At 28.5% G+C, this 22,660-nt stretch carries 23 protein-coding genes and 1 riboswitch; of the genes, 4 read left to right on the top strand and 19 right to left on the bottom strand.

Annotated elements, in window-relative coordinates:
* Positions 1-156: 156 nt before the first annotated feature.
* A complete protein-coding gene (locus tag GFJ41_RS15305) occupies positions 157-1,245 on the top strand; it encodes a PfkB family carbohydrate kinase (RefSeq protein ID WP_053832377.1) in 1,089 nt (362 codons plus the stop codon).
* A gap of 1 nt (position 1,246) precedes the next feature.
* Positions 1,247-2,164: a pseudouridine-5'-phosphate glycosidase gene (locus GFJ41_RS15310; RefSeq protein ID WP_170075783.1), complete on the top strand. Its 918-nt coding sequence runs from the start codon at positions 1,247-1,249 to the stop codon at positions 2,162-2,164.
* A gap of 24 nt (positions 2,165-2,188) precedes the next feature.
* Here GFJ41_RS15310 and GFJ41_RS15315 read toward each other — a convergent pair whose 3' ends face one another.
* Genes GFJ41_RS15315 through GFJ41_RS15335 form a run of 5 tightly spaced genes read right to left on the bottom strand, consistent with a single transcriptional unit; the run spans position 2,189 to position 5,172 of the window.
* Positions 2,189-2,350, bottom strand: a complete 162-nt coding sequence (locus GFJ41_RS15315) for a hypothetical protein (RefSeq protein WP_021428093.1) — start codon at positions 2,348-2,350, stop codon at positions 2,189-2,191.
* Positions 2,351-2,359: 9 nt separating this feature from the next.
* Positions 2,360-2,866 carry an SEC-C metal-binding domain-containing protein gene (locus tag GFJ41_RS15320; RefSeq protein WP_021428058.1) on the bottom strand — a complete coding sequence of 169 codons (507 nt, stop codon included), beginning with the start codon at positions 2,864-2,866 and terminating at the stop codon, positions 2,360-2,362.
* A 55-nt stretch (positions 2,867-2,921) separates the two neighbouring features.
* Positions 2,922-3,626, bottom strand: coding sequence for a peptide arginase family protein (locus tag GFJ41_RS15325; protein WP_170075784.1), 705 nt, complete (start codon positions 3,624-3,626; stop codon positions 2,922-2,924).
* Positions 3,627-3,628: 2 nt separating this feature from the next.
* On the bottom strand, positions 3,629-4,300 hold the full coding sequence (locus GFJ41_RS15330) for an RluA family pseudouridine synthase (RefSeq protein ID WP_170075785.1): 672 nt from the start codon (positions 4,298-4,300) through the stop codon (positions 3,629-3,631).
* Positions 4,300-5,172: a class I SAM-dependent methyltransferase gene (locus tag GFJ41_RS15335; protein ID WP_021428001.1), complete on the bottom strand. Its 873-nt coding sequence runs from the start codon at positions 5,170-5,172 to the stop codon at positions 4,300-4,302. The genes GFJ41_RS15330 and GFJ41_RS15335 overlap by 1 nt, the downstream gene beginning before the upstream one ends.
* A 166-nt stretch (positions 5,173-5,338) precedes the next feature.
* On the opposite strand from GFJ41_RS15335, the gene GFJ41_RS15340 reads away from it, so the two are divergent.
* On the top strand, positions 5,339-5,851 hold the full coding sequence (locus tag GFJ41_RS15340; protein WP_021428066.1) for a ferritin: 513 nt from the start codon (positions 5,339-5,341) through the stop codon (positions 5,849-5,851).
* Between the two features lie 47 nt (positions 5,852-5,898).
* Here GFJ41_RS15340 and GFJ41_RS15345 read toward each other — a convergent pair whose 3' ends face one another.
* From GFJ41_RS15345 to GFJ41_RS15410, 14 genes are all read right to left on the bottom strand, one after another.
* Complete coding sequence (locus tag GFJ41_RS15345; RefSeq protein WP_170075786.1) at positions 5,899-6,525, bottom strand: response regulator transcription factor; 627 nt, start codon at positions 6,523-6,525, stop codon at positions 5,899-5,901.
* 32 nt (positions 6,526-6,557) lie between these two features.
* A riboswitch (cyclic di-GMP riboswitch) is annotated at positions 6,558-6,641 on the bottom strand.
* Positions 6,642-6,799: 158 nt separating this feature from the next.
* Positions 6,800-7,399, bottom strand: coding sequence for a response regulator transcription factor (locus GFJ41_RS15350; RefSeq protein ID WP_052169311.1), 600 nt, complete (start codon positions 7,397-7,399; stop codon positions 6,800-6,802).
* Positions 7,400-7,470: 71 nt separating this feature from the next.
* Positions 7,471-8,031 (bottom strand): class D sortase, encoded by a 561-nt coding sequence (locus GFJ41_RS15355; RefSeq protein ID WP_170075787.1) that lies wholly within the window; start codon positions 8,029-8,031, stop codon positions 7,471-7,473.
* Between the two features lie 17 nt (positions 8,032-8,048).
* On the bottom strand, positions 8,049-8,546 hold the full coding sequence (locus GFJ41_RS15360; RefSeq protein WP_170075788.1) for a signal peptidase I: 498 nt from the start codon (positions 8,544-8,546) through the stop codon (positions 8,049-8,051).
* A gap of 54 nt (positions 8,547-8,600) precedes the next feature.
* The gene (locus tag GFJ41_RS15365; protein ID WP_170075789.1) at positions 8,601-9,824 is read right to left on the bottom strand and encodes a TasA family protein; all 1,224 of its coding nucleotides are present in this window, start codon (positions 9,822-9,824) and stop codon (positions 8,601-8,603) included.
* Positions 9,817-10,569: an LPXTG cell wall anchor domain-containing protein gene (locus GFJ41_RS15370; RefSeq protein WP_170075790.1), complete on the bottom strand. Its 753-nt coding sequence runs from the start codon at positions 10,567-10,569 to the stop codon at positions 9,817-9,819. Before GFJ41_RS15370 ends, GFJ41_RS15365 begins: the two co-directional genes overlap by 8 nt.
* Positions 10,570-10,625: 56 nt before the next feature.
* Positions 10,626-11,198: a M73 family metallopeptidase gene (locus GFJ41_RS15375; RefSeq protein ID WP_170075791.1), complete on the bottom strand. Its 573-nt coding sequence runs from the start codon at positions 11,196-11,198 to the stop codon at positions 10,626-10,628.
* Positions 11,199-11,450: 252 nt separating this feature from the next.
* Positions 11,451-12,647 carry a phospholipase C gene (locus tag GFJ41_RS15380; RefSeq protein ID WP_170075792.1) on the bottom strand — a complete coding sequence of 399 codons (1,197 nt, stop codon included), beginning with the start codon at positions 12,645-12,647 and terminating at the stop codon, positions 11,451-11,453.
* Between the two features lie 172 nt (positions 12,648-12,819).
* Positions 12,820-16,026: a carbamoyl-phosphate synthase large subunit gene (gene carB / locus GFJ41_RS15385; RefSeq protein WP_021428023.1), complete on the bottom strand. Its 3,207-nt coding sequence runs from the start codon at positions 16,024-16,026 to the stop codon at positions 12,820-12,822.
* A 39-nt stretch (positions 16,027-16,065) separates the two neighbouring features.
* A complete protein-coding gene (carA, locus tag GFJ41_RS15390) occupies positions 16,066-17,112 on the bottom strand; it encodes a glutamine-hydrolyzing carbamoyl-phosphate synthase small subunit (RefSeq protein ID WP_021428028.1) in 1,047 nt (348 codons plus the stop codon).
* A 13-nt stretch (positions 17,113-17,125) separates the two neighbouring features.
* Positions 17,126-17,842, bottom strand: a complete 717-nt coding sequence (pyrF, locus tag GFJ41_RS15395; RefSeq protein ID WP_170075793.1) for an orotidine-5'-phosphate decarboxylase — start codon at positions 17,840-17,842, stop codon at positions 17,126-17,128.
* A 388-nt stretch (positions 17,843-18,230) separates the two neighbouring features.
* Positions 18,231-18,956 carry a LytR/AlgR family response regulator transcription factor gene (locus tag GFJ41_RS15400; RefSeq protein WP_035118569.1) on the bottom strand — a complete coding sequence of 242 codons (726 nt, stop codon included), beginning with the start codon at positions 18,954-18,956 and terminating at the stop codon, positions 18,231-18,233.
* Positions 18,957-18,968: 12 nt separating this feature from the next.
* Positions 18,969-20,219 (bottom strand): sensor histidine kinase, encoded by a 1,251-nt coding sequence (locus tag GFJ41_RS15405; RefSeq protein ID WP_170075794.1) that lies wholly within the window; start codon positions 20,217-20,219, stop codon positions 18,969-18,971.
* Between the two features lie 95 nt (positions 20,220-20,314).
* The gene (locus GFJ41_RS15410; RefSeq protein WP_167402728.1) at positions 20,315-21,109 is read right to left on the bottom strand and encodes a nitroreductase family protein; all 795 of its coding nucleotides are present in this window, start codon (positions 21,107-21,109) and stop codon (positions 20,315-20,317) included.
* Positions 21,110-21,429: 320 nt separating this feature from the next.
* Here GFJ41_RS15410 and GFJ41_RS15415 point away from each other — a divergent pair, with 320 nt between their 5' ends.
* Entirely contained in the window at positions 21,430-22,659 is a 1,230-nt protein-coding gene (locus tag GFJ41_RS15415; protein ID WP_170075795.1) for an aminopeptidase, read from the top strand.
* The last annotated feature ends 1 nt before the right edge of the window (position 22,660 follow it).

Consider the following 22,660-nt stretch of genomic DNA (forward strand, 5'->3'; position numbering starts at 1 on the left):
GTTACTATGTACCTTTAATTTGTTTTATATTACTAAGTCTCATTTAAATAATTTACAATATGTGATATTTATCATTGAAATCAACTTGTTTAAATGATATTATATTCTTAACAAATGCTTATTTATGTAAGCAAATATTTAGATATGGTGATACTAATGACTGATAGAGAAAAAGAAATTTTAGATATTTTAAAGAATGATCCTATGGTTTCACAGCAAACATTAGCTGACATGCTCAATATAACAAGATCTTCTGTTGCTGTGCACATAACAAATTTGATGAAGAAAGGCTATATAAAAGGAAAAGGTTATATCATAAGCGCAAGTAAGTTTGTAACAGTTATAGGCGGCGCTAACGTCGATATACAGGGTTCTCCTAGTAATACTCTTACAATGTTTGATTCAAACCCTGGAAAGATTGATATTTCTTTAGGAGGTGTTGCACGAAATATTTGCGAAAACATTTCTAAACTCGGAGTAAATACAAAACTTATATCTGCTATAGGAAATGATATTTATGGAAGTCGTATACTAACAGAATGTAAAAAACTAAATATAGATGCATCAGATTGTTATATATCTGATTCATTTCCAACATCTATGTATTTATCAATTTTAAACAATGACCAAGATATGCAGCTAGCTATATCTCATATGGATATAATCAATAAAATTGATGTTGACTATATTATTTCAAAACACTCAGCTATAAAAGATTCATTAGCTATTGTTTTAGATACAAATTTATCTTTTGATGTTATTGATTATATAAGTAAGACTTACACTGATATACCTATTTTTATAGACACAGTTTCTACTCAAAAAAGTATGAAGATAAAAGATATTATAGGAAGATTTAATACTATAAAACCTAATAAGCTAGAAGCTGAGATACTATCAGGAATAGAAATAAATAGCGAAGAAGATTTATATGAATGTGCCAAATACTTCCTAGGAAAAGGTGTTAAAAATGTTTTTATAACATTAGGTAAAGATGGAGTATTCTGTGCTAATAAAGAAAATCACTTATTACTTTCAGGAGTTAAGGTTGACACAATTAGTGCTACAGGTGCTGGAGATGCATTTTTATCTGCACTTGTATATGGATACCTTCATAATTTCAATTTAAGAGACACAGCTGAATTCGCAACAGCTGCTTCTATACTTACATTAATGCATAAAAACACTATTAATCCAAGTATGTCTGTTGATAGTGTTGAAAAAATTTTAAAGGAGATGATCTAAAATGTTAGAAAAATACTTAAATGTACATCCAGAGGTTAAAAAAGCTTTAGCAGAAGGTCTTCCAGTAGTAGCATTAGAATCAACTATAATTTCTCATGGTATGCCTTATCCTAAAAATATAGAGATGGCTAAAACAGTTAGTAAAATAATTAGAGAAAATGGAGCTATCCCGGCTACTATAGCTATAATAGATGGAGTGTTAAAAGTAGGTCTTACGACCGAAGAAATTGAGTTCTTAGGAACTAGCAAAGATATTGTTAAAGCTAGTAGAAGAGATTTACCTTTTATTATATCTAAGAAGTTAAATGGAGCTACTACAGTTGCTACTACAATGATATTAGCTAACTTAGCTGGAGTTAAAGTATTTGCTACAGGCGGTATAGGTGGTGTACATAGAGGAGCTCAAGAAACATTTGATATATCTGCTGATTTACAAGAATTAGCAAATACAAATGTTGCCGTAATTTGTGCAGGTGCTAAATCTATACTAGATATAGGTCTTACTTTAGAATATTTAGAAACTAACGGCGTTCCAGTTGTAGGTTTCCAAACTGAAGAATTCCCTGCATTCTATACTAGAAAAAGTGGATTTGGAGTTGATTATAAAGTTGAATCTTCTTTAGAAGTAGCTTCAGCATTAAAAGCTAAATGGGATTTAAATTTAAAAGGTGGTATGGTAATAGGTAATCCAATACCTAAAGAATTTGAAATGGATTATGATACTATAAATAACGCTATTGAATCAGCTTTAAAAGAATCTGAGGAAAAAAATATAGCTGGTAAGAAGGTAACACCATTCTTATTAGATAGAGTAAAGACTATCACAGATGGAAAGAGCTTAGATGCCAATATAGAACTAGTTTATAATAACGCTAAAGTTGCAGCTCAAATAGCTAAAGACTTATCAGAGTTAAAATAAAAAAAGGAGCGTTAGCTCCTTTTTTTATTCTTCTTTTAAATTAGGAATTACTTTTTTTACTTCTTCCACTTGATGCCACGTCTTATCGATGTCGTTATCCTTAACGTAATCCTTTAAAGAATTTAATGATGTAAATTCTTTTGTAGATAGATTATCATCTTCATCAATGAATTTTAGTAAAAACATTTTATCTCCTTATTTTCCACAACATTTCTTGAATTTTTTACCGCTTCCACATGGACAAGGTTCATTTCTTCCTATCTTGTCATCTTTAACTACTGTTTTTGTAGCTTTGAAAGCTTTTTGTAATTCTTTTTTCTTATCTTCTGATAATATTCCATTCCATCCTTCTAAGTTATATAACCAGTGAGCTTCTACTGCTACCATATTGTAGTATAACTTTTCCCAGTCTATTTCTAATTTTATTTCTGTATCAGCTTCTATAGTTTCTAATTTTTCTTCTGAAAATTCTTCTTTTAAACTTTCACTTATTCCATCTATGAATCCCATCATGTATTCAACAGATGTATTGTGAGCAGCTGCTAAATCGCTAACTTTTCCTTCTATAACATCTTTTTTATTATTTAATATTTCATTGTATATTTCTGTTTCTTTCTTTAAGTACTCTTCCCAGAACTTTATTTCTTCTTCTTGGCTATTGTGGTTTTCACTTAATGATCTCCATGTAGTATATAAACTCATTTTAATTTCCTCCTAGTTCATGAATAAATCATGCTTGATTATAAATATCTAACTCTTATATTATATCATAATTAAATAATTCTTTTAATACTTTTATAGCATAGTCCTGTTCTATAAAAAACGGGCTACTTGCAATAGTTATAACCTTAGCTCTATCTATATATTCTTTTATCTTATTTACCCTTAAACCATAGGATATATATTCCATATCTTTAGAAAATATATCTAAATCTATATCTAATACTATTTCACCCTCAACGTCTATGTCAAATCCATAAGTGCTATCTATTATTACAGCTTCTGAAAATATATCATGATGTAATGCAGGTTTTATAAAGTTCCCTACATTTAAAACATAGTTTGTGTACCTAAATACATCATCTATATCATTTATATCAACGTTATAATCTTGCGGCTCTCTCATGTCTTTATGCTGGTCTATGTGAACTAATTTGCATCCTTTGTTAAATATTCCTTTTTTTAAACTTTTAATCCAAAAGTAAAAAGAGTGATTGTGGTTATCAAAAATATAGATATCTTTATTTTTATAGTTAAACTTAACCATATTCTCTAATCCGATAGCATTCATTTCTTTATCAAAATCAATTTCACTAAATACTATTTTTTCTCCAACCTTTACAGAATCCAAATCTCCTTCTATTAACTTAGGAACAAATATTTTTTTATTTTTTCTTTCATCATAAGAAAATATATTATTTCCAACAGGCTCCTCTATATAAAATCCATTGTACTTTTCCATATTTAAGCCTCAAATAAATTCCAAGGGTATTCATTAGGAGGTTCACAGATAAATTCCATTTTTTCCTTAGTAGTTGGATGATCTATTTCAATTTTATAAGACCATAATGCTATTTGATCTCCAACTTTATTTATATTTTGACCATATCTCTGGTCTCCAAATAGAGGATGTTTTCTGCTTGAGAATTGAACTCTTATTTGATGAGATCTCCCAGTTTTTAAATCTACTTCAACCATGCTAAATTTATCTTCTTTGCCTAAAGTAGTATAACTTAATTCTGCATTTTTAGCATCTTTATGATCTTTATTAACTACACTGACCATATTAGTCTTTTTATTTTTATAAAGAAAATCTTTTAAAGTATCTGCATCTTTTTTCATACTACCATTTAATACAGCCCTATATGTCTTTTTAAATGTTTTATTTCTGACTTGTTCAGATAGTCTAGATGCAGCTTTAGATGTCTTTGCAAATACCATTGCTCCACCTACAGGTCTATCTAGTCTATGTACAAGTCCTATAAACACATTTCCAGGTTTATTATATTTAACTTTTACATATTTCTTCAAAAGATTAACCATATCTTTATCATTAGTATCATCACCTTGCGATAATATATTTACAGGCTTTTCTACAACTAATAAATGATTATCTTCATATAATACTTTTACCATTATTTAGACTCCCATCTTCCAAATATACCACAAGGAAGAACTTTACCATCTTTTGATGTAGGTAATCCTATTTCTCCACCATATATATTTCCACCTTTAGCATGCTTAGCAACTGTTGCATCTAATATATGCTCAAGTATAATTGGAGATAATCCTGTTGTGTATGAGTTTATTAAGAAGAATAAAGGCTTATCTGATAAAACTTTTGTGCATAGTTCAACTAATCCATATAATTTTTCTTCTATTTGCCATACTTCACCTTTAGGACCTCTTCCATATGAAGGTGGATCCATTATTATAGCATCGTATTTATTTCCTCTTCTAATTTCTCTTTCTACAAACTTAACAACATCATCTACTATAAATCTTACTTTTCTATCTCCTAATCCAGAAGTTTGTAAATTTTCCTTTGCCCAAGTTACCATACCTTTAGATGCATCTACATGACATACTTCCGCTCCAGCAGCTGCACAAGCAACAGTTGCTCCACCTGTATATGCAAATAAGTTTAAAACTTTTATAGGTCTACCAGCATTTTTTATCATATCCATTGACCAATCCCAGTTAGCAGCTTGCTCTGGGAATAATCCTGTATGCTTAAACCCAGTTGGACTTATATTGAATTTAAGGTTTTTATAACTTATTGTCCACTTTTCTGGATATTTCTTTTTATGTTCCCATTGACCTCCACCTCTACTACTTCTGTGGTAATGTCCATGTGGATTTTTCCATAGTCCTTTTTCTTCAGCAATTGGCCACATAACTTGAGGATCAGGTCTTCTCAAAACAACATTTCCCCAACGCTCTAATTTTTCTCCGTTACCCATATCTATAAGTTCATAATCTTTCCATTTATCAGCTAATAATAACATTGATTTCCTCCTAAAAAATTAATCTCAATTTATGTATTATATCATATTATTACTTGATATTTTGAGTATTTTAAAGAGTTTATATACTTATTCTTAAAATTTGGTAATACTATTGTATAATAGTATTGTATTAAAATTTTAAATGTTTACTTAGGAGGGGTTTTTTATGGCAAGTCAAAAAATATTAGATGCATTAAACAATCAGCTTCAAATGGAGTTCTTCTCTGAATATTTTTATATGTCTATGGAGGCATACTTCATGGATAACAATTTAGATGGTTTTGCAAATTTCTTTAATGTACAGGCTAAAGAAGAAAGAGACCATGCTTATAAGTTATTTAATTACATAAGCAGAGCTGGTGGAAAAATAGTTTTACAAGCTATTGAACAACCTAAGAGTGACTTTGAAAGTCCTTTAGAAGTTTTTGAATTAGCTTTAAACCACGAAAAACTTATAACTAATTCAATTCATGAGTTAACTGATTTAGCAATATCTGAAAAAGATCATACAACATCTTCTTTCTTAAGATGGTTTATAGATGAGCAATCTGAAGAAGAAGAAAGCATGGAAAAAATAGTTAGAAAGTTAAGATTACTAAAAAATGATCCTGCTGGTCTTTTAATGATTGACCAAGAATTAGCTCAAAGAACTTATGTACCAATTGCTCCAAATGCTTAAAATAAAAAAAGCTGTTTAATAAATTTATTAAACAGCTTTTTTATTATTTATGTAATGCTTAAAGTTTCTTTTTTAGAGTTGTACCTTTTATATATTATTAAGTCCCTTCTATTTCGCATATCTAATTTAGAAAGAATATTAGTTACATGTTTTTTTATAGTATGTTCACTTACGTATAATTCCTTTGCGATCTCTTTGTTTGTTAAACCAATAGATACCTTATCTAAAACTTGATTTTCTCTATCAGTTAACATGTTGCTATCTTCAACATTATTGACTGTTCTGTCATTTATCATTTCTTCTAATAAATCTACATCATAATATTTTTTACCCTTGATAACAGTATTTAATATATGAGTTAATTCATCTTTTTCTGGTATATCTACTATATAACTATTAATTCCATTTTTAAAACATTCTATAAAAATTTCTTTATTTTTATCCTTATTAAAAACCATTATTTTTGAATTACCGAAAACCTCTTTTATGTCACTTATAGAATCTTTGCTTTGTTCTATGTCCACAAATACAAAATTCATATTTATTAAGTCATAATGTTGAACTTCATTTAAATCTTTTGCACACCTGACTTTATAATCTTTAAATCTGTTACTAAAAAATATAGCTAATGCTTCTCTAATTATAAAAGATTTTGATATTATTAACACTTCCATATATCACCCCTATATAAATTTTATAAAGATACAAAATTGGAAGCCGGTTGCACTACTAACTCCATATATTCCAAGTGCCCAGATACAGAATATACTTCTACGTTTCTTTCATAATGTAATAAAATTGTTACACCTTCAGAGTATATAATATCATATACTTTAGTGTAAATTAATAGATTTCGCCCTACATTTTTTCTGAAAATTCTATATATTTTTGCATCATAACTTTTTTTTCTACAAAATAAAACAAATTGCAACATCCTAAATATTTTAATTAATACAAATCATTATTTAATATAATTTCTTTTCTACTTTTGTAATTCAATTTACTCATAACGTGACTTAAATGTTTTTTTACCGTGAATTCTGTTATATTTAATTTTTTAGATATCTCTCTATTAGATAACCCCTTGCTAGCCTCTATCATTACCTCTTTTTCTCTATCAGTAATAATGTATTTAAAATCTTTACTTTTCATTTTTCCTATAAGTTTATGTACTACTTGAGAGTCATAAAATTTACTTCCATTTAATACTTTATTTATTATGTACTTAAATTCATATTCATCTTCAAAGTCAACTACATAACCATCTACATTATTATTCATACATAATTTAAGAACACTCTCGCTTTTTAACTGATCTAAAACCATTAAGTATCTACTATAATCTTTTAATTTAAATATATTTTTTATGTTATTAAGTTTCTCATTATAAATATGACATATAGATAAATCATATTTTTTATGTTCATTTATTTTTTTATAACCATCGATATCAAATATATCTATATTTATATCTCCATATATTTTTATTATTAAGTTCTTTATTATCTCTCTTATAATTGCAGAATTCGATAAAATTAGTATATTCATATTTGCCCCCTAGAACTTGTAATATACTTTTTATTATTATTAATAGTTAAGTATATTACACTTTTTTCATACTACTTTATATACTCTCCTTTAACTATTAGTCTATGACTTCCTATATATTTAGGCGTACATGTGACTAGAGTTATTTCTTTTTTATTTTTATCAGTTGAATCTACTACATCTACTTTATCTGGTGTAACAACTTCTATATTATTCACTTTATACTTAAATTTTTCGTTTCCAGATAAAACATTTATCTCATCTCCTACTTGTAGTTCATCTAAGTTTGAAAAAAACTTGTTACTTTTATATGCCCTATGACCTGCAACTGCAAAATTTCCATATTCTCCTGGCATAGATGTATTTTCAAAATGTCCTACTGCATCTTTTAATATCTCGTTGTCTATACCTCTTTTAATTGCTACTTCTAAATCTATCTTAGGTATATTTAAAACTCCTATTACATCTCCTAAATTATATTCATCATTTTGAATATCACTAGTGATTATGGTTTCTTTATAATCTTCTACCATCTTATTATTTATTTTAGATGTTGTGTAATTTAAATATAAAACTCCACATATTACACATGCCCCAAAAGCTATGAGTAACTTTCCAAAAATACGCTTCATATTATCACATCCTCTTTTTAATCTTTATAATAAAAGAATATAAATACTGCTAAAAGAATCATTTCAATAGCTATTGCTTTTGGATTAGATAGTAAGTTCATTACATATCCTACTTTAGGAATGCTAAATTTAACTTCTCCTATTATATTTTCTTCTTTTAAAATATCTGCATCATTTATATTATTGTTATCACCTTTTGTTATATATCCTTCATTTGTTTCTTCTATTATTCTATGAGTTATTATTACTCCTTCGCTGTCTTTGTACGTTACGATATCATTTACTTTTATATCAGATTTGTCTTTATGCTGAGTTATAACCATATCTCCTGGATAAAACTTAGGCTCCATACTTCCAGATAATACTGTATAACTTCTAAACCCAATTAATTTAAACATTTTATCTGATTTGGTAGTAATTAAATTTAATGTTAATATTGTAATTAAACATACAACTAATATGTTTAATATTTTAGATTTATCGAATTTCTTAACTTCTACTTTTTCTTCTCCCATTTTCATTCTCCTTGTAAAATAAAAGTGGTATCTATAGAGATACCACTTCTTAAATTATTCTTGTGTTTCTATTTCTTCTTTTGATGGTTCTATCATATCTGGTTGAATAGGCTCAACTTTTGGACATTCAATAATCTCTAGTTCACTTGTTTTTTCTGTTTCTTCACTCGATGGTTTTATCGTATCTGTTTCAGTTTTCATTTCTATTTCTTCATTTCGTTGATCTAATATCTCCATAGACTCTGGTTTAGTTTCTTCTAATAGATACAATATAGTTTTATGTCCATCATACACCACTTCACCATGACACTTACCATTTACACCATGATCCGGATGATTTGCATCATCACAATCGTTACCTGCATTTTTTAAAGTTGCATTACATTTTAGCTCATAACTTTCTATTAAATTCCCGTCCTTTTTCACATCAACTTTAATAGTTATATTCACAACTCCTTTAAATTCCATTGAGTTATTACCTGTTGGTTGTATTAAAATATAATCTTTATCCCCATATTTATAATATTTTGCTTCATACTTTACCGTCCCAGTTACACTAGATACTGTAGCTGATAATTCAAATTCATTATTTGTCCCCTTTACATTAACTGGAACATATAGTTTTTCAAATGAATTACCTTTACCACCTGTAAAATATGCTTTTTCCCCTGTATTTATGGTTATTATTTCCCTTTGAGCTACTCTTATAGTATTTTTCTGTATAGCTACATCATAGAATCCATTATTAGACAAATCATTAGCTTTATTTGTTTGTGTAGATTTTACAGATAAATTTACATTTTGCACTTTACCAGCTAAGCTATTTTGTACTCCTTTGTCCATCTCAGCTACAGTTATATCTATACTCCCAGTTATACTACTTCCTGGATCTAATACAAATAATTTTGTATCATTGTACATAACTCCATCTTTAATAGTAATATCGCCAAATCCAAATTTAGGTCTTAAATATGATTTGATTTCATCAGGTATAGATAAATCTAAGCTTATATTTTGATTTAGGGTACCCTTATTGGTTATTTTAACAGGTATTTTTATCACATCACCTGGTTGAACATCTGTAAAATCTAAACCTTCACTAACTTCTACATCTACATCTCCAGTACTTATAGTTAAATTATCAGTAACATCTTCAGTATCTTTAAATAAAGCATAAATTCCCACAGTTTGAGTACATACTATAGCTAAGGCAAGAGCTAAACTAGCCATAGTAGTTTTTATCGTACTTTTTCTTATTTTATCTTTTAATCTACTCATGGTGTTTACCTCCTTTTTCTTTTGATGATTTTTTATTCAATATAAATCCTGTACCTATTGCAACACTCCCGAGAACTACTAAACTAGCTCCATTTATAATTCCACCTGTTTGTGGTAATTTACCTGATTGACTTCCATCAACATCAGTTCCTGGATTAACTGGTTTATCTGGCTTAGTTGGATTATCTGCATCTGGGTTTGATGGTTCGTCTGGATTAATAGGTGGAACTATATTTTCATCCATTTTATATGCAACACCTATATTAAATACATTATCAAGAGCTTGTGCATCATTATCCATTTCTAAATCCATATCTATTGACATATTTAATAACTCTCTATCGTTCGCTTTTATATCTATTTCATTTGATAAGAGTATACCGTCCTCTGACAATAAATCGTTAAGTCTATCTTTAAATAATATCTCTCCATTATGAATTAAAGTAACCGTACTATTCTTAGCTAATTCTTTAAACTGTTTACTATTTATATCTAATTCTTCACCTGTCTTCCAGACTTTAGATGATTTTAAACTCATATATAATCTATCTATTTGTATGTCATTTTCTTTATTATTATTTATATAGAAATCTTTTGATTCTAACCTTCCTGGATACCAAAGACCTTGTTCTTCTGTAAATATTTGATCTATCGTTATATCACTATCAGCATAACTTTTTATAGGAAATAATGATATCATAAATGTCATAGTTAATATTTGTATAATTCTTTTGTTTAGTTTCATAATAATCACCTACTTCTAAAAAAGCACTCTATTTCTAGAGTGCCTTTATCTTTTTATTAATTTACAGCAGTATCTTTTGTTATTTGTTGAGCATTTATAATAAATCCATCTTCTAGATCTATAATTTGCTCTTCTTGAGCATCACTATTTATAAGCTTTTCAGTTTTGCTATGTTCTGAACCTTTTGTAACTTCTAACTTTAATTCAACAGTTGCAGTTTGTCCTGGTTCAAATACTTTACCACTTAAATCATTATCTCCATCTTTAAATGTAGCATTAAATTCTATTCCATCAGGTAATTTGCTAGTTTTATCTTTATTTTCATCTAATGTTAATATTGCTTTTAATGTTCCTTCATTTGTTATAGTTACTTTTTTTGTAAGAACATCTCCAAATTTTAAGTTATCGAATTGTGCTGGCCCAGTTGTTCCTTTACTATCATCTTCTCCATTACGAGCTAATTTCCAATCTTGTGCAGTTGTAGCTTCTATGTCTACATCCCCTGTACTTATTGATAACTCTCCAACTGTATCAACCTTATCTGTAAATAAAGCCTTTGTTCCTAAAAAAGTTCCCCCAACTAATAATGTAGCTGCTAAAGCATATGCTACTGTTTTATTTTTTTTCATCCGAAAATTTCCCCCTATAAAGAATTTTAATTATTACATAATTTATTTTATATTCAATTGCAAGTAAAATATATTGACCTCTATTCCCATTTTTGACTCTACTTTTCTACATATATACTTATCTTTGTTTCTACCTCTCTCTTTTCTCCATTGGTATACTACACCTTATACTACTTAAGTTTAATTTGTATAAATTCCTATTATTAAACAATAAAAAAAGCTGTTTAATAAATTTATTAAACAGCTTTTTTATTATTTATTTATATAGTAAGTTTCGTTACCTGTAAACACTTTATTCACATCTTGTTGTTGTATTACTTTTCCATTTGCTATTAATTTGAAGTTGCTTAACTCCCAATCATCACTTATAGATGTCAATTTTTCTTTTCTTATCCAATAGTTAGATATATTATTTATATCTACTTCTTCTCCATCTTTTGTTTTTAATATATAATTATCTACTTGATTTCTTTCAAAGTCATTCCCTGCATTATCTAATTTCCATTCAAATTTCTTACCTTCATTTGTTTCAAATCCGAAATATACATTATCATCAGTTCCTGCATATTTATTATCTGCAGTCTTTAATACTATATTAAATTCATTAGTTAATGAATCATTATCTCCTGTATTTTCATTAGAAACTTCATTCATGAATCTATATAAAAATCCAGCAGTACATACTTGAGAATTTTTTATAGCTTCTCTTCCAGAATAATCCCAATCATCCCAACTATGACTCATAGTTGAATGACTATAATATAAATCTTTAGCTATCTTAGCATATTTGATAGAGTTTTGTGTCATCCATTTATTAAAACTTGGATTTTCCATAGCTTCTTTATATACCCCTGATGTAGTATCATTTCCTGAAGTATTTAAAGCATAGTTATCTTTTCTTTCTTCTACAAATGTTTCATATTTAACATGCCCAGGACTATCTACTGCAGTTACATTTGAAGCATGATATGGAGTATTTAAATCCCCTAAATAATGTAATCCTTGTCCTAAAAGGAATGTAGCTTCTTTGAAGTTCCCCTTTTCCCATTCATTTTTAGCTAATGTAGTAAACTTTCTAACTTGAGTTTCTGCAGTATCATATATAGGATATGATGCATACCAACTATTATCGATAGTAAAGTTGTTTCCAGTGTCAGGATCATAGAAATGATCTTGATATAGATCATATGCATTAGGATCGTAATCTGGATATGTAGACCCTAACTTTAAATCACCTAAGTGTTCATTTAAAATTTTAATATTATCCTTAATTTTCTGAGATTCATTTCCACTTAAATCATTGTTTAGCATACTTAACCCATGTTCTGCTATTAATGAATGTGTACCTGTTCCATCTTTTTTACCATCCCATGCATAAGAAGTCCCACCCATAAGAGTACATAACCCTAATATGCACAGTATATTCGATACTTTTTTTAAAGCTTTCATGTATTGACCTCCCTAATATCCTCTTGTATTACATTTCTTTCATGTCAAATATTATCATTTTTTATTTTTTTAACAATGTTTTTGGACTAAAACATCGATATAAGGGAGTAAAATTAGAATTTTAAAAAAATATGGAGTTGTTTTAATTATCTAAAAACAACTCCATAATCTCTTAATCTGCTATATTGTAAACTGCTAATCCATCTCTATTTATTTCTTTTTTCTTAACTTCTACTAAAGCTTTTAATGTATCTAACGAAGTCATTACTTCTGTTGAAAACTCCGTAGCTGTTCTTCTTATCTTGAACCCATCTCTAGTTGAGTCATTTCCTTTAGTAGGTGTATTTATTACTATATCTACTTGCTTATTTCTTATAACATCTAATATGTTAGGTCTAGCTTCTTCTACTCTATTTACTATTGTAGCTTCTATTCCATTTTCTCTTAAAGATTCAGCCGTTCCTTCTGTTGCTACAAATGTATATCCTAACTCATTCATGTCTTTAGCTATTTCTATAAACTCATCTTTATCATAATTATTTATAGTTGCTAAAACAACACCTCTTTTATTAGACATCTTTTTACCAGCACCTAAGAATCCTTTGTATAAAGCTTCTTCTAAAGTTTCTCCTACTCCTAAAACTTCTCCTGTAGATTTCATTTCAGGCCCTAAGCTTACATCTACCTTAGCAAGCTTTGACATTGAGAATACTGGAACTTTTACAGATATTAACTTAGGCTCTTTATAAACTCCTGTTCCATATCCTAAATCTTTTAACTTAGACCCTAACATACATTTCGTAGCTAAATCCACTATAGGCACCTTACTAACCTTACTTATATATGGAACTGTTCTACTAGCTCTTGGGTTAACTTCTATTATATACAGTTCTCCATGGAACTCTATAAACTGGATATTAACCATTCCTAATACATTTAACTCTAAAGCAATTTTTTTCGTATAATCTAATATTTTTGCTTTTATTTCGTCACTTATGTTTTGGCTTGGATACATTGTTATACTATCTCCAGAGTGAACTCCAGCTCTCTCTAAATGTTCCATTATACCTGGTATTAATATTTCTTCTCCATCACATATAGCATCTACTTCTATTTCTCTACCAGTTAAGTATTTATCTATAAGCACAGGATTTTTAGTATCTCTTAAAAATGCATCTTTTAAATATTGAGCTAACTTGTTTTCATCATAAGTTATTTCCATTCCTTGACCACCTAGAACATATGAAGGTCTAACAAGTACTGGATATCCTAACTTTTTAGCTTCTTCGATACCTTCATTCACTGACCATATAGCTTTTCCTTTTGGTCTATTTATATCTAGTTTTTCTAATAACTCATCAAACTTCTCTCTATCTTCAGCTGCATCTATATCCTTGCAACTAGTTCCTAATATCTTTATTTTCTTTTCATCTAGGAATTTAGCTAATTTTATAGCTGTCTGTCCTCCAAATTGAAGTATAACTCCATCTGGATTTTCTTTTTCTATTATATTTAAAACTTCTTCTTCTGTTAGTGGTTCAAAGTATAATTTATCAGAAGTATCGAAGTCTGTACTTACTGTTTCTGGATTGTTATTTACTATTATAGTTTCTATTCCTTGTGCTCTTAAAGATTTTACACAATGAACTGAGCAATAATCAAATTCTATACCTTGACCTATTCTTATTGGTCCAGACCCTAAAACTATTACTTTTTTCTTATCACTTACTACTACCTCATCGTATTGTTCGTAAGTTGAGTAGTAATATGGAGATAAAGCATCGAATTCTCCTCCACAAGTATCAACCATTTTATACGATGGGTTTATATTGTATAAGCTTCTTAACTCATAAACTTTAGCTGGACTTATTTTCATTAAATCAGCTATTCCTTTATCTGAGAATCCTTTTTTCTTTAACTCTAGTAAATATTCTTTATTTAAATCTTCAATATGCATTCCTCTTAACTTTTCTTCTTGTTCTACTATCCACTTAAATTTATTTATAAACCACTTATCAACCCCGGTGATTTGTTCTATCATTTCTATCTTATAGCCTCTTCTTATCATTTCAGCTAAATCGAATAGTCTTTCATCATCAGGAACTACTACTCTTGCTTTTAGTTCTTCTATACTTCTATCTTCAGATGCCTTATGAACTAATGAGTATTTTCCTATTTCAAGAGATCTTATTCCTTTAAGTATAGCTGCTTCAAAATTGCTTCCTATACTCATTATTTCTCCTGTAGCCATCATCTTTGTTCCTAACTTTCTGTTAGCTTGCTTAAATTTATCGAATGGCCATTTAGGTATTTTTACAACTACATAATCTAGTGTAGGTTCAAAACATGCATAAGTCTTTTTAGTAACAGCATTTTGTATTTCATCCAATGTATATCCTAATGCAATTTTAGCTGCAACCTTAGCTATTGGATATCCTGTAGCTTTTGATGCAAGTGCAGAAGATCTACTTACTCTTGGGTTTATTTCTATTATTGCATATTCTAAACTGTGAGGATTTAAAGCTATTTGAACATTACATCCACCTTGAACTTCTATAGCATTTATTATATCTATTGATGCTTTTCTAAGCATTTGATATTCTTTATCACTTAAAGTTTGGCTCGGTGCTACTACTATACTGTCTCCTGTATGAACTCCAACTGGATCTATATTTTCCATATTACATACTGTTATACAGTTACCATTAGAGTCTCTCATTACTTCATACTCTATTTCTTTCCAACCTTTTATACTTTTTTCAAGTAGTACTTGGCTTACTGGACTTAACTGTAATCCTTGAGAAAGTATTTCTGTTAGCTCTTCCTCATTATCAGCTATACCTCCTCCAGTTCCTCCTAGAGTATATGCAGGTCTTACTACTACCGGATATCCTATTTTCTCCGCAAATGCTAATCCATCATCTAAGTTAGTTACTATATCACTAATAACTACTGGTTGGTTTATTTCTTTCATTACTTCTCTAAATAAATCTCTATCTTCACCTTTTTTTATAGAATCTATAGAAGTTCCTAAAACTCTTACATTATATTTATCAAGTATTCCTGCATCATGAAGTTCGACAGCTAAATTAAGTCCTGTTTGACCTCCCATTCCAGCTAATATACTATCTGGTCTTTCTTTTTCTATTATTTTTTCTATAAATTCTATTGTTAATGGTTCTATATATATCTTATCTGCTACTTCTCCATCAGTCATTATTGTAGCTGGGTTACTATTTATTAAAACAACTTCTATTCCCTCTTCTTTTAACGCTTGGCAAGCTTGTGTTCCTGAATAGTCAAACTCAGCTGCTTGTCCTATTATTATCGGTCCTGAACCTAGTACTAATGTCTTTTTTATATTATCTATTTTAGGCATAATTTATTTCTCCTTATCTAAGTTAATTTAAACAATCGCTTATATTAGTGCTAAAAACTTATCAAATATATAATCATTGTCTTTTGGCCCTGGACAAGCCTCTGGGTGGTACTGAACACTATATATTGGTAGTTCTTTGTGTCTCATACCTTCAACAGTATTATCATTTAAATTTATATGTGTTACTTCCATGTTTTCTGGCATTCTAGATACATAATATCCATGATTTTGAGATGTTATATATACTTTCTGGTCTTCTAAATCTTTAACTGGATGATTTCCACCTCTATGTCCAAACTTAAGTTTTCCTGTTTGACCTCCAAGTGTTAAAGCTAGTAATTGATGTCCTAAGCATATACCTGCTATAGGTTTTTTACCTATTAATTCTTTTATATTTTTTATAACATCTTCTAAATCTTCTGGATCTCCAGGTCCATTAGATAAGAATATTAAATCGGGATTTTCCTTAAGTATTTCATCAGCACTTGTTGTTGCTGGGAATACAACTAAATCGCATCCTCTTGCTTTAAATGATCTTAATATATTTTGTTTAACCCCAAAGTCCATAACTGCTACTTTAGGTCCATTTCCTTTTATATATTCTTTCTCTTTTCTAGTAACTGTTTTAACAGCTTCTGTATTTGAGAATTTTCCTATTTTAGAAACAACATCTTCTAATGTAAAGTTTTCTAAAGTTATTATTCCTCTCATAGTTCCATTATTTCTTAAAATCTTAGTTAATGCTCTTGTATCTATTCCTTCAAGTCCTATAATTTTATTTTGTTTCAAATAAGTGTCTATATCCATTTCACATCTAAAGTTATTTGGATTATCTGATTTCTCTCTTACTATGAACCCCTTCACATGAACTCCTGATGATTCTACATCCTCTAAATTTATTCCATAGTTTCCTATTAGCGGGTAAGTCATTGTTACTATTTGACCATAGTATGATGGGTCTGTTAAAACTTCTCCATATCCTGTCATTGAAGTGTTAAAAACTACCTCTCCTACACTATCCTTTAAATATCCAAAAGCTTTACCTTCAAATATAGTTCCATCTTCTAATATTAATCTAGCTTTCATAACTTACCTCCCTTTAAGCATTTTCTATTTCATTTATTATTTTTTCAGCAGCTTCACTTGGATTTTCTGCCTTAGTTATAGGTCTTCCAACAACTAAATAGTGAGCTCCTTTATTTATAGCATCTTCTGGTGTAACAACTCTTTTTTGATCTCCAGCATCAGCTGTATTAGGTCTTATTCCTGGACATACTGTAACAAACTCACTTCCACAAGCCTCTACTATTCTATCAACCTCTTTAGCAGAACAAACTATTCCATCTATGCCAGCTTCTTTAGCTAGCTTAGCTCTTTTTATTGCTAACTCTTGAGTTGTCATATTACATCCTATGTCTTGTAAATCTTTATCGCTTAAAGAAGTTAATACTGTAACTCCTACTATTATTGGTTTTTCTATTCCTAACTTTTCAGCTTCTTCTTTTGCAGCTAATGCACACTGTCTCATTCCTTCAATGTCTGAAACATGGATTGTCATTAACCATACGTTATCTCTTACTGCTGCTCTTACTGCACTTTGCATTGTGTTTGGAATATCATGAAACTTTAAATCTAAAAATATTTTTTTCCCTTTTTCTTTTAAATAATCTACAGTTTTCCCTCTTGTTGCTACATATTGTTCTAACCCAACCTTAAATATATCAACACTATCCTCTAGCTTATCTATTAATTCCTTAGCTTTATCAAAGTCGTTAGTATCTATAGCTACAATCAGCTTATCTTTTCCATTTATCATTTTACTCTCTCCTTTTTACATAAAGCCCCTAATATCAGAAAAATCCTTACACCTATAGAGGTGTAAGGATTCAATATTTCATAACGATTTTTTGTTATGACGATATCTTTCCCAGCCTCTCTGGACTAGTTTAAAAGACTTTATTATTTGATTTTTATATTAAAAAAACCTCTAACTAATCCAGTTAGAGGTTATATGTACGCAAATTAAACATATCTTCATATATAACCTTACTAGCCTCTCTGGACTACTTTCAAGGAAGTTTTATTTTCATTTTTTATCAAACTCGCTTAATATCCTCTCGGGATAATTTAAAGCTTTCTCTTTTTTATAATTATTACATTTATTTATAGTCATGTCAACTATTTTTAAACCTTTACATAATAAACTAAACTAAGATACTATCTATAGTTTTTTTCAACAGTAATAAAGATACGTAGCATTTATTACCACCTTCCATAGTGATAATTCTCTGTTTCTTATCTATACTTTTAACTTTTAATTTGTTTATTATATAAGATTTATGACATCTGATAAATCTATTATCTAACTGAGATTCTAGCTCTTTTAAAGTGCCACTAAACTCTATATAACTATTCTCTGTTCTAAGAGCTATAAATCTTTTTTTACACGTTTCAAAATATAAAATATCATCATATTTAACTTTTTCTATTTTATCTACTTTATCAATAAAAAAACAATCTTCTTCTAATTCATTCTTTATCTTTTCATTTGCAACTAATATACATTCCTTGACTCTTTTACTTACTTCTTCAAAATTTTCTTTAACTATATAGTCTATAGCCCCTATATGATATTTAAAAGTAAGATGACTCATATCTTTATGTGATGTAATTATAACTATAATCGCTTTTGTATCTATTTCATTTATTTGTTTAGCTAGTTGAATTCCATTCACATCTCCACCAATATTAATATCTAAGAAATAGATTCCTCTATCCTTAAACTCTGATATATGATTTAAAATTTCTTGTGACGAATCAGTAGATAATGTTATTTCTCCACCTATATCTTCAATTTCTAAAATAGATAATATAGATTCTTCTAGCTTACGCCTTTGCTCTTTATCATCCTCACATATAAATATCCTCATCCTAACTCCTCCTTATTTATATATATCTAACTGTTGAATAAACTCATCTTCAATTTTTATATTAAAAAATGCATTCTCATAATTTTTTAATATATCTTTTAGATTGCTTAAACCCATTCCTCTTTCTTCTCCCTTTGATGAAAATCCTTTTTCAAATAATAACGATATATTTTCAACCTTTTGCTTATATGTATTTGAAATAATTATAGATGTAAGATTTGTTTTTTCTAAAATTAAAATATTTAGAGATGGGTCTTGAGACTCCAAGCAAGCCTCTATACTATTATCTAAAAGGATTCCTAATATCCTACATAAATCCAATATATTAAAATTGACTTCTGATATGACCTGTGGAATATGTAAGTTTGTTTTTATTTTGTTTTTTTCAGCTTGTATTAACTTAGAAGCTACTACCCCTTTAACTTCTATACACTCTATATTACCTATTGATGACCATGTTAAATTAAATAAATCTAATTCCTTACTTAAGCATTCAATATGTGAATAAAAAAACTTTTTCAATCCATCTAAATCATTAGATTCTATATGTCCACACATAGATAACATTATATTTTTATAATCATGTCTAAATTTTTTCATTTCGTTAGTTGCATATTCTAACTTTTTATTATATTCATCAATTTCTTTAATTCTTTTTTGATTATTTATTAACATAATTAGAAATATAGTACATAAAAAAGTTATAAAATATAGAAATGGTAGTACACCGTTTCTATCCATTTCCAATCCCAAAGTACAAACTACATTTGTTTGTCTATTTGCTTCAAAGTATATGCAAATAGATAATATACTCGTTAATATAATTAATACTTGAAGTTTAAATCTATCTAATATACTAAATTCTTCTATATTATTTATAAATGTATTATTTAAAAATCTAGAAACCATTACAATTATTATATATGTAATAATATAATAACAAATTAAATAAATGTAGTTTCCTAATTTATATATATTTACCCCAGTTAAAAAGGCAATCATATTATAACAAAATATATTAACAGTTATGTATAGAACCGTCGACATAAGAGGTATTGCTATAGTTAACAATGTTTTTTTCGTTATTTTATAAACTACAATAGCATTTATAATATTTAATCCATATAATGGTGAGATTTTTAAATACCTAGCGGTTACAGACAATCCTATATATAAAACAATAAAATAAGCAGTTAATTTTATTTTATTTCTCTTGAAATCGTAAAGATTTGTGAAACTTAAATAGACCCCTATACTTGTCAAAAGCATATAAAAATGAAACATATCCCCATATACCTTTCTATTAAATTTTACAAAATTAAAGAGTAACCCTATATAAAAATAGAGTTACTCATTAATTATACGACACTTATATAATATTCTTTTCTTAATTTGTCTTTAACGTCTAATTTTACATATTCAAAATCTATATTATGATATTTACATCCAATTTCAAAATGCTTTAAAGCTATCCCCATATTAACTTGATTCATGTTCTCATCAGAATCTTTTTTCATATATATATCAAGAGATCCATTATTTTGATAAAATCTCCATGGTTGCGAATTTTTGTATGATGGCGCTATTCTTACACATTCAATTATATTAGTCCATTTTTCATCTACATTCTTAGCAATCTTTTTCATTGGTTTTCTATCTATATTTTCATTTTCTTTTCTAAACAATTCATTTCCATCTGGAAATCCTATAGCTATTAACATTACTGGCTTTTCATTTTCTTCTAAGTGTACAAAGTCTAATATAGACTCTTTATTAAAATTATCATCTAACCAACTCGTTGCCAATCCCATTTCTGTTAATTTTAAGATTAACTCTTCTCCAGCAAATCCCACACTATCTAAATATTTTATTGGAGCTGGTTTTTCACCTTCACCATCTTCTGTTTCTTCTACTTCAGGAAATTGAACTGTTAAAACTATATAGTGAGGAGCAACTAGCCTATGTCTCTTTTTTATTATAAATTTCAAGCTGTCCCCTTTTAAAATAGGATGGGCCTTAATCTTTATTTCTTTATTTAAACTATCCATATCTTCACATAAATTTCGAACTTCTTCAAACATATTTATGCTTAATCTTTTTGTAGAGTATTTTTTTATAGATTTTCTATAAAAAATAGCATCATATAACTGCAATCTAATTCCTCCTGTCTACAAATATAATAAATATTATTATATCAAAATATATAGTTTTATACTATCTTTCATTGTTCTCAAAATAGTTACATTATTTACTTTATTTTTTAAAATCAACCCGTTTTTAAAATTTAAATTTATGGGTATTTAAAAATAATATTGTTAAAATGATAAGTTTGAATAGTCTTTTATTTTAGAATAGTACAACTTTTTTAAATCGAAAAAAAAACTATAAATCTATTGCCAAAATGATGTTATACTTAGGCTAAGAAAGACTTATTCTTATTTTAAATACAATTATTTTGAAAGGATGTGCCTTTATGAATTTAGAAAAAAACTTAGAAAAATATGCTGAGCTATCTGTTAAGGTAGGAGTTAATATACAACCTGGACAAACGTTATTAGTTAGATCTCCTATTGAGTGTGCTCCATTTGTAAGAAAAGTTGTAAAACAAGCTTATGACCTAGGAGCAAAGGATGTACATATAGAATGGTCAGATGAAGAGTGTACTCTTATAAAATATTTAAATGCTCCAGATGAAACTTTTAACGAGTTCCCAACTTGGGTTTCTGATCAATATGTAAAAATAGCTAAAGAAGGTGGAGCGTTCTTAACTGTTTATGCTCAAGATCCAGATTTATTAAAAGATGTAGATCCTCAAAAAGTTGCAAACTTCCAAAAGGCATCTGCTGAAGCTTTACAAGAGTGGAGATCTTATACTTTATCTGATAAATCAAAATGGAGTATAGTTTCTGTTCCTACAGCAAACTGGTCTAAAAAAGTATTCCCAGGAGTCTCTGCAGAAGAAGCAATAGATAAAATGTGGGAAGCAATATTCCATTGTACAAGAGTTGACCAAGAAGATCCAATAGAAGCTTGGAATCAACACAATAAAAACTTAAAAGTTAGAATGAGCTTCTTAAATGATAGCAAATTCAAAACTTTATACTTCAAATCTGGTAAAACAGATATAACTATGGAATTACCTGAAGGTCATATATGGGCAAGTGGAGCTTCAAAAGATCCAAACGGAGTAAACTTCAACCCAAATATACCAACAGAAGAAGTATTTACTTTACCTCATAAATTTGGTGTTAATGGTATAGTTGCAAGTACTAAACCTCTTGTTTACGGTGGAAATGTTATAAACAACTTTACATTAACATTTAAAGATGGAAAAATAGTAGACTTTACTGCTGAAGAAGGTTATGACACTTTAGCTAAATTAATAGATACAGATGAAGGTTCTCACTACCTTGGAGAAGTTGCGTTAGTTCCATTTAAATCTCCTATATCAGATACAAACATAGTATTCTATAATACTTTATATGATGAAAATGCTTCTTGTCACTTCGCTATAGGTACAGCTTATAAGAGTTGTGTTGAAAACGGAGTTAACATACCACAAGAAGATTTAGATAAACATGGTATAAACTTCAGTATAACTCATGTTGACTTCATGATAGGTTCTGCTGATATGAATATAGTTGGTGAAAAATCTAATGGTGAAAAAGTTCAAATATTCCAAGATGGAAACTGGGCATTCTAGT

This window comes from Paraclostridium dentum (genome assembly GCF_012922555.1).
Classification (GTDB): domain Bacteria; phylum Bacillota; class Clostridia; order Peptostreptococcales; family Peptostreptococcaceae; genus Paraclostridium; species Paraclostridium dentum.

Coding starts and splice junctions, on each gene's coding strand:
- GFJ41_RS15305 (WP_053832377.1), top strand. CDS start 157: ATGACTGATAGAGAAAAAGAAATTTTAGATATTTTAAAGAATGATCCT.
- GFJ41_RS15310 (WP_170075783.1), top strand. CDS start 1,247: ATGTTAGAAAAATACTTAAATGTACATCCAGAGGTTAAAAAAGCTTTA.
- GFJ41_RS15315 (WP_021428093.1), bottom strand. CDS start 2,350: ATGTTTTTACTAAAATTCATTGATGAAGATGATAATCTATCTACAAAA.
- GFJ41_RS15320 (WP_021428058.1), bottom strand. CDS start 2,866: ATGAGTTTATATACTACATGGAGATCATTAAGTGAAAACCACAATAGC.
- GFJ41_RS15325 (WP_170075784.1), bottom strand. CDS start 3,626: ATGGAAAAGTACAATGGATTTTATATAGAGGAGCCTGTTGGAAATAAT.
- GFJ41_RS15330 (WP_170075785.1), bottom strand. CDS start 4,300: ATGGTAAAAGTATTATATGAAGATAATCATTTATTAGTTGTAGAAAAG.
- GFJ41_RS15335 (WP_021428001.1), bottom strand. CDS start 5,172: ATGTTATTATTAGCTGATAAATGGAAAGATTATGAACTTATAGATATG.
- GFJ41_RS15340 (WP_021428066.1), top strand. CDS start 5,339: ATGGCAAGTCAAAAAATATTAGATGCATTAAACAATCAGCTTCAAATG.
- GFJ41_RS15345 (WP_170075786.1), bottom strand. CDS start 6,525: ATGGAAGTGTTAATAATATCAAAATCTTTTATAATTAGAGAAGCATTA.
- GFJ41_RS15350 (WP_052169311.1), bottom strand. CDS start 7,399: ATGAATATACTAATTTTATCGAATTCTGCAATTATAAGAGAGATAATA.
- GFJ41_RS15355 (WP_170075787.1), bottom strand. CDS start 8,031: ATGAAGCGTATTTTTGGAAAGTTACTCATAGCTTTTGGGGCATGTGTA.
- GFJ41_RS15360 (WP_170075788.1), bottom strand. CDS start 8,546: ATGGGAGAAGAAAAAGTAGAAGTTAAGAAATTCGATAAATCTAAAATA.
- GFJ41_RS15365 (WP_170075789.1), bottom strand. CDS start 9,824: ATGAGTAGATTAAAAGATAAAATAAGAAAAAGTACGATAAAAACTACT.
- GFJ41_RS15370 (WP_170075790.1), bottom strand. CDS start 10,569: ATGAAACTAAACAAAAGAATTATACAAATATTAACTATGACATTTATG.
- GFJ41_RS15375 (WP_170075791.1), bottom strand. CDS start 11,198: ATGAAAAAAAATAAAACAGTAGCATATGCTTTAGCAGCTACATTATTA.
- GFJ41_RS15380 (WP_170075792.1), bottom strand. CDS start 12,647: ATGAAAGCTTTAAAAAAAGTATCGAATATACTGTGCATATTAGGGTTA.
- carB (WP_021428023.1), bottom strand. CDS start 16,026: ATGCCTAAAATAGATAATATAAAAAAGACATTAGTACTAGGTTCAGGA.
- carA (WP_021428028.1), bottom strand. CDS start 17,112: ATGAAAGCTAGATTAATATTAGAAGATGGAACTATATTTGAAGGTAAA.
- pyrF (WP_170075793.1), bottom strand. CDS start 17,842: ATGATAAATGGAAAAGATAAGCTGATTGTAGCTATAGATACTAACGAC.
- GFJ41_RS15400 (WP_035118569.1), bottom strand. CDS start 18,956: ATGAGGATATTTATATGTGAGGATGATAAAGAGCAAAGGCGTAAGCTA.
- GFJ41_RS15415 (WP_170075795.1), top strand. CDS start 21,430: ATGAATTTAGAAAAAAACTTAGAAAAATATGCTGAGCTATCTGTTAAG.